14 protein-coding genes are annotated in these 12,841 nt (G+C 35.3%); all 14 read right to left on the bottom strand.

Annotated elements, in window-relative coordinates; all coding sequences use genetic code 11:
* Positions 1-22 precede the first annotated feature (22 nt).
* Positions 23-1,567, bottom strand: a complete 1,545-nt coding sequence (gene istA, locus RM549_RS15730; RefSeq protein WP_311686557.1) for an IS21 family transposase — start codon at positions 1,565-1,567, stop codon at positions 23-25.
* A 217-nt stretch (positions 1,568-1,784) separates the two neighbouring features.
* A complete protein-coding gene (locus RM549_RS15725) occupies positions 1,785-2,477 on the bottom strand; it encodes a hypothetical protein (RefSeq protein ID WP_311686555.1) in 693 nt (230 codons plus the stop codon).
* A gap of 163 nt (positions 2,478-2,640) precedes the next feature.
* Entirely contained in the window at positions 2,641-2,925 is a 285-nt protein-coding gene (locus RM549_RS15720; RefSeq protein WP_311686554.1) for a hypothetical protein, read from the bottom strand.
* A gap of 2 nt (positions 2,926-2,927) precedes the next feature.
* The gene (locus tag RM549_RS15715) at positions 2,928-3,386 is read right to left on the bottom strand and encodes a hypothetical protein (protein ID WP_311686552.1); all 459 of its coding nucleotides are present in this window, start codon (positions 3,384-3,386) and stop codon (positions 2,928-2,930) included.
* A complete protein-coding gene (locus tag RM549_RS15710) occupies positions 3,370-4,605 on the bottom strand; it encodes a hypothetical protein (RefSeq protein WP_311686550.1) in 1,236 nt (411 codons plus the stop codon). Before RM549_RS15710 ends, RM549_RS15715 begins: the two co-directional genes overlap by 17 nt.
* Before the next feature lie 180 nt (positions 4,606-4,785).
* Complete coding sequence (locus RM549_RS15705) at positions 4,786-5,178, bottom strand: hypothetical protein (protein WP_311686548.1); 393 nt, start codon at positions 5,176-5,178, stop codon at positions 4,786-4,788.
* Between the two features lie 15 nt (positions 5,179-5,193).
* Positions 5,194-6,027 (bottom strand): hypothetical protein, encoded by an 834-nt coding sequence (locus RM549_RS15700; protein ID WP_311686546.1) that lies wholly within the window; start codon positions 6,025-6,027, stop codon positions 5,194-5,196.
* Between the two features lie 243 nt (positions 6,028-6,270).
* Positions 6,271-6,996, bottom strand: a complete 726-nt coding sequence (locus RM549_RS15695) for a hypothetical protein (RefSeq protein ID WP_311686544.1) — start codon at positions 6,994-6,996, stop codon at positions 6,271-6,273.
* A 715-nt stretch (positions 6,997-7,711) separates the two neighbouring features.
* A complete protein-coding gene (gene traN, locus RM549_RS15690; protein WP_311686542.1) occupies positions 7,712-8,719 on the bottom strand; it encodes a conjugative transposon protein TraN in 1,008 nt (335 codons plus the stop codon).
* A 24-nt stretch (positions 8,720-8,743) separates the two neighbouring features.
* Positions 8,744-9,955 carry a conjugative transposon protein TraM gene (gene traM / locus RM549_RS15685; protein WP_311686540.1) on the bottom strand — a complete coding sequence of 404 codons (1,212 nt, stop codon included), beginning with the start codon at positions 9,953-9,955 and terminating at the stop codon, positions 8,744-8,746.
* Between the two features lie 11 nt (positions 9,956-9,966).
* The gene (locus RM549_RS15680; RefSeq protein WP_311686538.1) at positions 9,967-10,383 is read right to left on the bottom strand and encodes a hypothetical protein; all 417 of its coding nucleotides are present in this window, start codon (positions 10,381-10,383) and stop codon (positions 9,967-9,969) included.
* A complete protein-coding gene (locus tag RM549_RS15675) occupies positions 10,370-10,999 on the bottom strand; it encodes a hypothetical protein (RefSeq protein WP_311686537.1) in 630 nt (209 codons plus the stop codon). The genes RM549_RS15680 and RM549_RS15675 overlap by 14 nt, the downstream gene beginning before the upstream one ends.
* Positions 11,000-11,033: 34 nt before the next feature.
* Positions 11,034-12,212 (bottom strand): TraJ family protein, encoded by a 1,179-nt coding sequence (locus RM549_RS15670; protein ID WP_311686536.1) that lies wholly within the window; start codon positions 12,210-12,212, stop codon positions 11,034-11,036.
* A complete protein-coding gene (locus RM549_RS15665) occupies positions 12,199-12,831 on the bottom strand; it encodes a TerB family tellurite resistance protein (RefSeq protein WP_311686534.1) in 633 nt (210 codons plus the stop codon). The genes RM549_RS15670 and RM549_RS15665 overlap by 14 nt, the downstream gene beginning before the upstream one ends.
* Positions 12,832-12,841: the final 10 nt, after the last annotated feature.

The following is a 12,841-nucleotide window of genomic DNA, read 5'->3' as shown; positions in this document are numbered from 1 at the left end:
GATATTTGATTTTAATAGTTACTTATTTATAAAAAGAAGCCCCGCGGATATTCCCATGAGTGGGTAGGGATTTTACCTGTGGTTCCTCCTGATAGTCGGTCATCCGGTTCTCCAGGACCTGCTTTAAGAACCGGTAAGAATACTGCCCATGGTCCAGGGCAATGCTGCAGGCTTTAATAAAAATATTACGATTAGTTTTCCGGGACAAGTTCAATATGCCATCACAGGTTTTGTAAAGCTGCTCGGGGTATTTGTCCTGTTTGAACAAGGCTTCCATGTACCGGTAAAGTTCTTCAGAGTGGTTATACCCACGTTGCAGGTAATAGGTAGGGCTACGCTCTTTATAATACTGGTGGTGGGAACACAGGTGTTCCTTCCGAGTGGTATAACCTGCTTTTTTGTGGTTCCTGGGATGCGTGGCAATAAGGCCTGCTTTATGGTAGATCCTCACCAGCGACCGGGTGTAGACTACCTTGACCTTCATGCCAATGTAGGTATAGGGAACGCTGTAATAGTGTTTGTCTAGTCCCAGGTAAATATGATTATTCTTGGCCACTTTATGTTCCCTGTAATATTTGATCTCGAAGGCTGTTTCGGATAAAGGCTGCAGGGTATGTTTTTCATCGGCCAGGAACTTTTCTTCCCTACAGTAATCCTTCTGCTGCATCCGGGTCTGGTTATGCTCCCTGACCTTTTGGGCAATGGCTTTGTTCAAAGAAGGAAGGTCAAAGAAAGTGAGCTTGCGAAGCTTGGCATATACCCGGCTGTAGATCAGCTTCACCTGGTTCTCCACTAAACCTTTGTCCTGAGGCTTTCTGGGACGTGCCGGGGTAACAGAAGTGCCATAATGGTTGGCAAAGTCTTCCAGGGCACGATTGAGTTCAGGCTCATAGGGATTGGCTTTTATTACTGCCGATTTTAGGTTGTCCGGAACCAAGGTTTGGGGAACCCCGCCAAGTTCTTTTAAACAGCAACCAAGGGCATAAATAAAATCTTCCAGTTTCTGACTGGGCACGGCCAGGGCAAAGCAATAATCGGAATACGGCAGACAGGCAACAAATACCTGGACCTTAATTTCCTCCCCGGTATCCCTATCAATATAAGATAAAGTCTTTCCGGCGTAGTCAATAAAGAGCTTATCACCGGGCTTGTGGTCCAATACCATGGAAGGCTTTCCACTGCGCAGGTATTGCTGGAGGTGCCAGCAGAACTGGCCGTAGCTATATGGATGAAGGTTTCCTGTTTTATACTCTTCCCAGAGCAACTGCCGGGTAACACCTACTTTTTTAAGTTCTTTGCTATAGTATTCTAGCTGTGTCTTAAGATGCTCGTAGCGCTCGTCTTTGTAAGCTGGGTTTCCGGGCCATATTTTCCCTTCCAGTACCGGGTCTTCCATTGCCAATAGCGCTTCAATTGAAAGATTGCCTGCACGTGCCTTTTTAATATATCCTTTTACAGTATTCTTGCTGATCGAGAGGGTCCTGGCAATGGTTTTTATGCCCTTGCCCTTTTTGTGCATACGAAGTATTTGCTTTACCTGACTCATTCGTTTTGGTTTTCCGGCCATTACTTATCTTTTGATGGTATCCATCAAATAAACCAAAACCAATACAAAAAGCTGGGGGGGTCAATATGCTCCTGAATAAAAATTCGAGGGGTCAACATGCTCCTGAATCATTTTTCCAGCCAGCTTTTTTATTTTCTAAAGGGGTCAGCATCCGCCGGAATGACAGATACCTAAAAGATGATCTTCAGAGGGGTCAGCTTAGTCCTGAATATCCACTTTAGTTTTTTTCGTTTTTATTCCATTCTTCACGAATGCTTCTGACTTTAATTATGTAATCGAAAAGTTGGTCAGAAAAAATCCCTAAATCCTGGTTTGGTGCATTTATACGCTTTAACATTGCTGTTCCTGCTCTAAATATTAAAGTTAAGTCTATCGCTTTTAAGTTTACTAATTGTTTATACAAATCCGTACTGATAAAATCTATATGTTTTTCAAGTTCGGCGATTTGGTTTTCTACGTATCCTTTTTGTCTATTTATTAATTCTGTTATTGATAATTTTTCTTTTGTGAGTGAATTTACGTCCGTTCTGAAGTCAGGGTTTGTATTTGCCATTACTTTTTTTAAAACCTCATTCGAACATTTGTCATAGGTCAAAATATCAATATCCAATCCACTATAATCTAAGTTTTTCAAAATAGTATTGTATGTTTCCTCAATTCGTGTAATGTGAATTTCAAGGCTAGATAATAGTTCCTTTTTCCTTATTTTTTTTGGATAGTAGTCGATTAACAAATAGAAAATAAAAGCAGAAATAATAGTGAAAGATAAATTGAATAATAAAAGTCCGATTTCGTAGCCTTTATTAAACTTTTCCGGAATATCTATAAGGAAGAATGTATAAACAATGATGAATATCGCTGATAAGAAAACAATTGTCTTTAATAAAATTTTCAGATGTTTGTTTTTCATAAATGAAGGATAACGTCTCGAATAACGCAAGTTGCGGGATGGACAGAAAAAAATGTCCGTAAAACTCCATTTTTAAATGGTAATCAAAAATGCCATTTTTGACAGGTATTCCGCAATTTGCGTTATTTAATTATTGTTTCAGCTTGTTTATCGATGACCCAAGTTATTTTGGGTTTTTACCTTTTGAAGCACTTTGAACAATATTCGTTGTCTTATTTGTTACAAGGGTAACATCTATATCCTCATAATAAACAACCCATCTCTGATTATTAGTACCATTTAATGTTTCAGGACTAACCTCACTATATTCATATGCAATGTCAAAAACATCCATACCTACTAATGAAGATATTGGAAGTACTTCGCCATTAGCTGTTGTAAATTTATCCGATTCACAGCTTATTGTTGTTAATATGCAGATTAACAAGAAAACTTTTTTAAGTTTCATAATTACATTTTTTGTTTATGCCATCGAGGTAAAAAGCCGAATTCATTTTTATACAATGAGCAGAGTCTATTTTCTACATCTGTCGGAAAATCGGAGTTTTGAATAAAATCAAATGTTACAAACCAATGGAACACGAGTTCCTCAATTTTTTCAATTTTCATATTTTCGGGAAATGCTTTCTTTCGCTTTATTTTCCCGAACTTAGGATGATAGCCATTTACAATTCTGTCTTTCATTCCTCCAAGTCCAGTTTCACGAGTTTTTAACTCTCCATTCTTTCTTTGACCACTGGAACCTATATAAATTAACTCATCCTTTTCAAAAATAAGATATACGCCACTATAAGCCGAGGGGGCATTGCATTTTACAGCTAATTTTTCTGATTGTTTAAATCTAAAGGTTCCATTAATGGGATATTTAGATAAAATCATTTCAAACATTTCTTTAATGATATTGTTCAACGGCTACTACTTTTTCATTTTTGAAGAAAATAACCGTACCTCCATATGAATAAATTTCGTTTACTCCAGTGGTGGATTGAGCAGTAAATATTTTATATGGTGTTCCATAAGCATACAATATCATTTCTTTAGTCATACCTAATTCAATTTGCCCTTTTAGAAGTTTATCACAATGGCTTTCAGAAAATTTTTGTTGGCAATCGTTCTTGACTTTTTCTAATTGCTCTTCTTTTTCTTTTATTCTCTCATTTTTTTCCTGTAACCAATGGTTGTACAAAATATCTAATTCTTCTAAGGTTAATAATCCGGATTTAAAAAGCTCTCCTAATTTTATTTTGATTTGTTGGTTTCCTTTGGAGAGAATATAGAATGGAGAGAGAGTTTCCTGGTAGGGCAAATTAATAAATGAGATTTCGTCACAGTTCCAAAGTTCTCCAGTTTTGAGTGTAATTTCTTCGCCAGTATTTAAATCGACATATGCATCTTTTGGTTTACCATAGAAATCTTGTTCACTATCTCTAAAAACAAATAATTTTTTACCTACATAATTCTTTTTGTGATAGTCGTAAAATCCTTTTACTAAAAAAGGATTTAGTGATTGGTCTGCAAAATCTAAATCTTTGTCAAAGTATATAGTGTCATTCGTTTCCGTCTGAAGCCATAACCTTAATCTTCTTAAATCTTCTGTTTTAGTCCTTAAACTTTCATTTCGTGTGTCCGTAATATCTATAATTTTATAGTTCTTGTTAAAGATTTCACGGCTGAGTTCAATTTTAGTTGTATTAGAAGGATTTCCAATTATTATTGATATAAAAGGGTTGTAAATATTGCTTGTTACCTTGCAGGCTGATAAGTCGGAAGCTATTTCTTTTGCTTTTTCATCATAATACCCGTCATATATGCCTCTAAGATTTTCTTGAGCATAAGCTGTATCAGAAATATGTTCGGTGGGTTTAATTGTTCTTAAATTTAGAACAGATAATACACCTATGTCCACGCCTTTCTTATTTTTACTTGATAGAGGAGGCAGAAATAATTCTTGACCGATGAATTTTAGGTAGTCACTATTCTTTTGTTGTTTTCCAAAATCAAAAAGACTATCGTATTGACCAATTTTTGAATTATCAATAGCTTTTAATTTTACATTGTCTTTAATATCAATTTGGGAGTGAACGGAAAACGAAATAAAACTAAGAGTTAATAGTAGAAATTTTTTCATTTGAGTTTTTTATAATACACATCTTGTATAAAAACAGTGCTGGCGAGCTTGATTTTCCGCAGGACAATTGGGCGCAGCAAGAAAGCATGGAAGTTCGATTCAATACAGGATTAAGCATCTTTTTTTATACATTTTATTATAAACTTTTGCGACACTTCCGAGTTTGCACGCACTAAATAACTACAATTCTTTAAATTTCATTTTATATTCCGAATAGTCGCTACAATCTCTTAAAGTGCTTTTCAGTTCCTCCTCTTTTTTGTTTCTCCTTTTGACGAATGAAAAATAATTGGTCATAGACTCAACATTAAAAATAAAAAAGAATATCAACGAAATAATTCCTATCCCCGGAAGGAAAGAAAAAGCTTCATCAACTGCTACGAGTGGAAAACCAATTAGAATCGCTCCTATAGCATAAAGTAAAATGGGGAATTCTTTCCAAAAGCTTTTTTTAGGTAAAATATCGGCGTCCGGATCAGAATGAATAACTTTCTTAAAATAATTAAATTCCTCTTCGGAAAGCCTTTCATTCCTTAACCAGTAATTCTTAATAGTGTATTTATATTTTGCCATTTTGCATGTTTTATTCTAAAAGGCTTCTCTTACTTTATTTGCCCTATATTTTTCTAGATGTTTAAAAGCCTTTTGCAACCTTTTTTCTAAATCTGCTTCTGCTTCACAGTGTATTTGAATACCTCTTTCCCGTTCAAAATTTTTTTCCCCAGTCGTTCTATTTATAAACTGAATTTGTTTATTATTTGATTCAAAAGTTAATAAGCACCAGTCATCCCACTGCTCTTTTACATATATTTTGTCTATATCTTCTAGTGGAAAAACATATGTTATTGTTTCCTCGTTAGTAACATACGATTTTGAACCGATAACTTCTTTATCTCTAGTTATAAAAGTATATTCCAGTTTGTCAGGGGACAAGGAAAGATCTAAGAAAAGTGATTCATATCCCTCAAAAACATTATTTACAGAATATTTGGAAATTTTACTTCCGATCCAAGTAATAGTTTTTTCCAAATCAGGCTCTATATCATTCTGGATTTCTCCTTGAGAAATCTTTGAAGTACCAGATCTTTCACCGAGACGTTGACTCTTAGGTAAAATTTCATTATCGTACCAGTTTATAAATTCCTGCGGTTCTTCATCAGCAAATTCCCAAATATCATCTGCTTCAACTTGTGAGGTAGATAGATTCATTGTTACTTTCCCCCCGAAGAGTATGGCTAAATCTCTATACTCGTATGTTGCCAACATCTGTTTAATACTATTTTTAATTTCTTCTTTTCTTGAAGCAAGATTTTCTTTCTCTATACTAGTTGAGATTTCTGAAGAATTACCACTTGATTGTTTACATCCAATTAAAATAAAAGCTAGCAGTACTGATGAAAAAAGTAATTTTAATGTTGACATATTTAAGATTTTATTTTGGATGGAATTGAAAACTTTCTCCAAAAGCTTTATTAATTAATAATTATAGAATAATATTTTAAAATAGCCCAAAATTATAATTTTTGAAAATCCACATCAATAAGAGTTTCCAATATACCGTTCTGAGTGCGTAATTTTGTAATTTTATAAATTTCATCACCGTCTTTGTATTTTAGGTGAAGGTTTGAGCATTGTTTTTCATAGGATACGCTGTTGGGCAAAGTTTTACCTTTTCGTTTCTTTTTCTGCGCGTTTATTCAATTCCTTTAGAGATCCTTTAATAAACGTTACTTTAGGAATTGTTCTTCCAACTCCTGACCATCTGATTCCCCAATGAGGTTTACTATAGAAAGTAGTATTTGGTGCTGTCTTATACTCCTGGTTCCAGGCTTTCGTAACCAAGATTACTTTATGGTCAGTTTCGTTAATAACCTTCCCTTGTTTTCTCGTACCAAATTTTTCTTTTGGATTAATATATTTTATTTTTGTGGGTAAGAAATCTAAATAGATTAAACATCTGAGAAATTTTTTCCATACTTCTGTTTCGATATCTTCTGCGATAATTTTTTCGTTCTCATTCAAATTAAAGGTGAAAATTTTAAGATCAGAATAATTATCTTTTAATGAAACCGTAAAATTTAACACTTTTAGCTTTTCATTTATTTCCTCAAAAATGTAAAGCTCAGTAGAGTCCATTATGATTATTCCATTGGAACTTTTCCTTTCCTTGAGAATATTACAGTCGAATTCATCTTGAATTTTAATTGTATGAAGTGTATCAATTACAGAGTTTGAAAAAATGTACTTGTTTTTATCATTAATATCTAAGAACAAATTGATTTCATTATCGTCAGAGTCGCTCCAATCTGGAGATTTTTCCTTTAAACCTTGGATTAGTTTTTCTTTGGAAGTCCTCAATATTTCTAAACTGGAATCCTTTCCTAATTTCATTTCTCTTTTTTATTCAATTTTGCCCAACGTTTTATATAAAAACTGTGCGATGGTGAGCTTGATTTTCCGCAGGAAAATCAGGCGCAGCAAGCGAGCAGGGAGTTTCGATTTGAGACAAACTTTAGCATTGTTTTTATATTTTGTTGTGAGGCGTCTTTTTAATTATCCGCGAGCCAAAACATCCAAATTTACCGAAAAAAAAGCGCCACTTGCGCCTGAGTGATGATTCTAAAGCGTAGCTTTTTTTTCCTTCCCGAAGAAAATTACAATCGCAACTCTTCTAAAATTTGCCGATTTTCGTCCGTCGCAAAGAGGTCTCAAAAATGGCAATTTTCGACCTTTATTTAGCTGATTGGCTCCGTTTCAAGGTCCGATTATAGACCAATCCGTTTAAACAAAAAATTGCTAAAAAACCAATTTTCGCACCATACTCTGCCCTTGATGCCTCACAACGTACGTATAAATGCACTAGTACATTTATATCCATTATAGCTGCTAATTTAGGGGATTTTTAATATAATGATTTTCAGATTATCCAATTAGCATCCAATGATCATAACTTCTATCCTATATCCCTTTTTTGCTTTTGTTGTTTGAAGTTTTCCTTTGACTTTGAATCCCAGATTAGAAACAGATAAAGTCGTAAGAAAATAATCCCCTGGCCAGAGGGGATTATCAAATAAAGTGAATTAGTTAAGTATTGTGTGATAACCAACTAGTTTAAATATTCAGCTTTATTAATCTCTCTATATTTTAGTGTACAGGTAATATTTCGGCCACCATTTTTTTCATATAAAATGATATCCATTTTTTTATCCTTGGTTAAGGTAAATTTGTCAAAGGCAAACACCTGAGTCAGGGATTTTTTACGCTCAATTCCCTCCTTATCATTATATACATATAAAGGTTCCAATTCCAGTACCTGCGAAACAGTCCTCTTAACTTTCTTTTTATCCCTCACAAAAAATTTTACAAGATCAATATCATACTGCATTTCACCCTGATTTAAGATTTGTACAGGGAAAAACACAATTCCATCTTTTACAAATATCTGTTTTACAAACATTTTAATATTGTGTTCCCGTTCTCTATCCAGCACCTTTGTTTTCTTTGAAAGAACCGTTTTAGATAAATTTTCTATCATAGTAGAATTCATTCCGGTATTATTGAATGTTATTCCACTACCATAATTATTGGAGCTTTGCGAGAATGAACCGGACATTGCATTATCTAATTTTCTCATATCCACAACGTATTGCTCAGTAAAATCCTCAAAAACCACTGTAAAGGTATAGATACGTCCATCCTCGGTAATCACAGTTAAATTACTAGGTCTGGAAAATTCTGTTGATGCTTTAATTTTTAAAACATTTTCAACACCATCGACTTTTTTAGATAGGATATTATCCAGCCCCCGATCTATAGCCACTATTTTCGTAGGAAACACTAAAGAAGTAGTGGTTGAAGTGGTTATTCTAATATTATACGGTTCCATTAGCGCTGCTTTTGGGAAATCCCTGGAAGTATTTACGGCTTCATATTTAATAGCCTTGTAGAGAGCTTCTTTGCGCTCTTTTTCCTGGGCATTCTGAACAAGTTTCAAACTATCATTTTCCTGATTGATTTGTGCACTTATGGTTATGGATGAATTTTCAAATTCTTTATTCTGAGCCCAGCTTGTTGAAAGGATTAAGCATAGCAGTATTACTATTGGATATCTCATGATCTTTGTTTTTTAATTATTTAACTACTTGTTTTTAAGAAGAATTTTATGGTGGGGTTTTACCTTTACTTTTACCAGACGTACTTTCCGGGAAAATAAATCCTTTACAAAGTTAGAACCCGATTCAATGGCTTTATCTTCCACGGTTTGATCAAAAGACATTGTTGTAAAATCCATACTTCGTATAGATGTACTTGTTTCCTTCTTTGCTAAATCACGTTCGATAGATCCCGGTACATGAATTCCCTCCATTCCATCATAATCATATGCAACCAGAGAAACCGGAAAGAGATATTCTTTGTATTTGATAGAGGTAATGGTGAGCCTCAAACGATCACCGGAAAGGCCGACTTTTCCGTATAAAAAAGTATTTTTGGGAATGGTCATTTCATTTACAAAGAGATCTTCGTCCAGTTTTATCTTTACCGTTGAGCCGCTCATTAATGTTTGCTCTGTAAAGAAACTAGCCTTAAACGTATTATCCATACTGGTGTAATCTGTATAATCTTCTAATTCATTGAATTGATTTGAATTTGAATCGCTAAATCCATCCTTAACCTTTTTTACTTCAAGGACATTTCTTTCCTCTCCCGGCTGATTGGATAATTCGCTTTCCAGGCTTCGGCCTTCTTCCATAGCCCTGGCCATTTCCATTACCTTAACCATCTTGTCCATGGTTTGATTCACATCGTCTAGCTCCTGATTTGCCCCCTCTAATCCGGTTTGTTCCATTTGGGCTACCATTCCTTCCATTTCAAGAAGCTCTTTTTCTTTTTGTTGGGCCTTAAAATCTTCATAGCTATATGAATTACCATAACTTGTAGAGGGCGTGGGCTTAGTATTACGATTATCAAGTTCCGCATTAACCTGATCTAATTTTGCCTGTAATTCTTCCACGCTTCGTGCTCGATTTCGATCAGCGTTATCCAGGGCAACTATTTCCTGCGAGCTTTTATTAAAAATTCCGAAATCTGATTTTGAATCTTTTGCTTTTTTGATAGAATCCTCCCTGGCCCGTTCTATTAATGAGAGTTTATCTAGAGCATTCCCAATTACTGGTTCCGGAAGATCCATATTAAAACCTCCAGCACTTTTATTGCTTATTTTATTTTGGTCTTCTGGAGTTGCACCGAAAGTGGTGCGTACCTGGGAGAATATGAAGACCGAAAATATTATAATCGGGACCTGGGCGTACATTAAAAACTTCCCGGTTCTTTTTCTAGTGAGATCTGACATAGCTTTTTATTTTATCTGTTCATATATAGATTGATGGAATCCTTTAATCCAGGCCGAGTAATCATTATGGAATCATAAATATGAATAGTTTCCGGATTGGATCTTAATGTGTCCAGGAATGCATTTATTTTCAAAGCTTTTAATTTTAGATAATCAGGTTCCTGGGGAAGTTCTACTTCGCTGTATCTAGTGGTTATTTCCGGGCCTAACATTTCATATCCCTTTTTGGTTGGATTAAAACTGCTTACTAGGTTCCATATGAGCAGGCTAAATACAATTAGTGCCAATGAAGTATAAAATATCCATCTGGTTTTTTCATTCAATCCATTGTCGAAGGTGACCAATCGATCTGCAGTACTTTTTTTTATAGTAAGTACCAGGCTTTCTTTCTCAAGCTCTTTTTCTGTGGTTTTTTTATTTTCTTCCATAGCGAGTTTCAGTTGAAATAGTGGAATTATCTACAATCCTCCAGTTTTCAATAATAAATCCGTGGGGATTATTTTCAGTTCTATTTTCTAGGATGCGTAACCGGCCAGAAGTTTCAAGGTTTCTATAGGCTATAGAGGTGGAGCGTATCAAACGTTGTTTTCCTTTTACCCCAAATTGTAAGTAGAGAGGATTATCGGTTTTCTCAATTTTTATATCCTCGATGTCTAATCTAGAGGAGATAGATCCGGCAACTACATTTTGAAAGAAGCCTTGCTCCTCCATTTTACCAAATTGCACTACTACCGATTCATCAGCGAGATAAGACCATTGCTCCCTGTTTTTTTGAATTATGGCTCTTTCTGGATCAAAGCTGAAAAAAAGATGATGGAAATTTTTTAAATGAGCCATTCCCTCTATTTCCAAATTATTTGCCCTGGAGGTGAGGGAAGCTGTTTGAATATTTCCACTGGTATCCATAACCAACATTTGTTGTTTGGACATTTGGGAAATTTGGTTAGTTTTCATCACGGCATAAAACGTAATGCTTAAACAACCTACTATAATTATTAAAGTAAATGACTTTACATAAGAGAAGGCCGATTGAATGTTTTTCATTGATTGGAACATAGTCTTTGTTTTTAATTATAGATTAACCTCTTATTCTTGCAGCTGCGCTTCCTATAGCTTCTTTTCCTTTAGATACTGCCATTTTTCCAGCTTGTACAGCTGTTCCAACTCCACCTGATGCTATTCCAGCAGCTGCTTGAACTGTACTTCCGGTTTTCGAAAACTTGCTGTTTAGAGCTCCGGCAGCAGCCCCCGAAACTTGAACAGCCATTGAGGCCACTGAAGGAACACAAAAGAAAGCGACAATACCAATGAGAAGGAATACCAGGTTACTGAAATCTGTGGGTGAAAAAAATCCACTATCCCCTATCTGCCCCGCAGTTTCAGAGGTAATAATCATTTGCTCTTGAATGGTATTGAGCATCGTGGCCAGAATATTTGCAATGGGTAACCACAACCATTTTGAAATAAATTGCCCCAACCAATGAAACGGCATATTGCTAAAGCCTGGAAAGATCATAAGAGCAAATGCTATTGGACCTAGAATTGCCAGGATAATCAAATAAAAAGTGCGTATAAAATTGATACATAAAATGGCCGCTTCATAAAAGAGGCGCAGTAATTCAGCGATGATCATTTTAAATTTGTACTGCATTTTTAATAGGGCACCTTCCGCAGCAAATGAAAGATTAGCAGCCATTTTTTTTACTCCAAGTGCATCACTCTCTCCATCTTTATATTTTTCATAGTATTCCTCGAATTTCCCTTCCCCATCGTCACCAATGTACATTTGGTACTCTTCGGAATTCCTAATATTCCGTTTTCTGGCCTCAATCATCCGCTCATAACTCGCAAAACTCATAGTCTCGGTAACACCATTAATTGGGCTTAGACAGAGTTCTGTTAACTGTAAAATAACCGGATAAGAAAGCACTAAAAAGAAAACGCCAATAGGTTTTAATAAGCTCCAAAAATCAATAGGTTCTGCAGCAAGTAGGGATCGCCATATTCTTGAAAAAATATAAAATACAATACCAAGAGCCAATATGGTTGATACTGCCCGTATCATACCACCCATTTGTCCCTTTTGTTGTTGGTACATGTTGGTAATGGTTCCGTGGAGACCTCGCATCCCTTCGGTAAATCCTCCGATAGAATCAGCCCAATCGCTTGACTGAGCAAAACCCGTTCCCGGAATTAGAATAACTATCAGGAACATGACTGGAGCTATTGCGGTAAGATGATTTTTAGTTGTCTCCATTGTATTTATTAATTTCGTTACTTATCTCCAGCTCTATATTTTCAGTATCTCGACCACGGGCTATTTTAAATATTCGTTTATCCAGTACATTCATAAACTCAACCTGGTTGGAAACTTCGGTATGAATTCGATCAATATTTTTCATTCGCTCATCATCGGTCATATTCATTTCCGAAGCTGTGATAACCATTAATAGGCGTTCGGTCTGCTCCACAGAATCACTTACCAGGTTATCTAGAATATGTTTTAAATATTCCACTTCTTCCGGGTTGAAATAATCAGTACCATTCACATAACCAAAAAAATCTGAATAGTGATCTACGATGTATTTTTGCTTATTAATTATCTCGGCCACTTTATAGTATTGCTGAACTTGTGGGCTGACGCTTTTTAATCCATCTAAAAAGGCCTTGTGTAAATCATAATCTCCGGAAGCTACATTATTGATACGCTCATATCCATCTTTCAAAATTTCATACCCTTTTTTAATTTCTTCCGTTGTCTTTTTTATTTCCAGGTATTTCTCATAATTAAGCAACAGCACCTGTGCATCATAAGATTGGGCTATTCCGTTAAAGGGAATAATGGAGAGCACCAGAATGAATAAATATTTTTTCATACTCTTTGAT

The organism is Autumnicola patrickiae, assembly GCF_031846525.1.
GTDB classification, from domain to species: Bacteria; Bacteroidota; Bacteroidia; order Flavobacteriales; family Flavobacteriaceae; genus Autumnicola; species Autumnicola patrickiae.
The sequence above is the reverse complement of the archived record's forward strand: the minus strand, read 5'-3'. Positions and strand labels throughout refer to the sequence as shown.

Coding starts and splice junctions, on each gene's coding strand:
- traM (WP_311686540.1), bottom strand. CDS start 9,955: ATGTCAGATCTCACTAGAAAAAGAACCGGGAAGTTTTTAATGTACGCC.
- RM549_RS15710 (WP_311686550.1), bottom strand. CDS start 4,605: ATGAAAAAATTTCTACTATTAACTCTTAGTTTTATTTCGTTTTCCGTT.
- RM549_RS15670 (WP_311686536.1), bottom strand. CDS start 12,212: ATGGAGACAACTAAAAATCATCTTACCGCAATAGCTCCAGTCATGTTC.
- istA (WP_311686557.1), bottom strand. CDS start 1,567: ATGGCCGGAAAACCAAAACGAATGAGTCAGGTAAAGCAAATACTTCGT.
- RM549_RS15700 (WP_311686546.1), bottom strand. CDS start 6,027: ATGTCAACATTAAAATTACTTTTTTCATCAGTACTGCTAGCTTTTATT.
- RM549_RS15680 (WP_311686538.1), bottom strand. CDS start 10,383: ATGGAAGAAAATAAAAAAACCACAGAAAAAGAGCTTGAGAAAGAAAGC.
- RM549_RS15675 (WP_311686537.1), bottom strand. CDS start 10,999: ATGAAAAACATTCAATCGGCCTTCTCTTATGTAAAGTCATTTACTTTA.
- RM549_RS15725 (WP_311686555.1), bottom strand. CDS start 2,477: ATGAAAAACAAACATCTGAAAATTTTATTAAAGACAATTGTTTTCTTA.
- RM549_RS15720 (WP_311686554.1), bottom strand. CDS start 2,925: ATGAAACTTAAAAAAGTTTTCTTGTTAATCTGCATATTAACAACAATA.
- traN (WP_311686542.1), bottom strand. CDS start 8,719: ATGAGATATCCAATAGTAATACTGCTATGCTTAATCCTTTCAACAAGC.
- RM549_RS15665 (WP_311686534.1), bottom strand. CDS start 12,831: ATGAAAAAATATTTATTCATTCTGGTGCTCTCCATTATTCCCTTTAAC.
- RM549_RS15705 (WP_311686548.1), bottom strand. CDS start 5,178: ATGGCAAAATATAAATACACTATTAAGAATTACTGGTTAAGGAATGAA.
- RM549_RS15695 (WP_311686544.1), bottom strand. CDS start 6,996: ATGAAATTAGGAAAGGATTCCAGTTTAGAAATATTGAGGACTTCCAAA.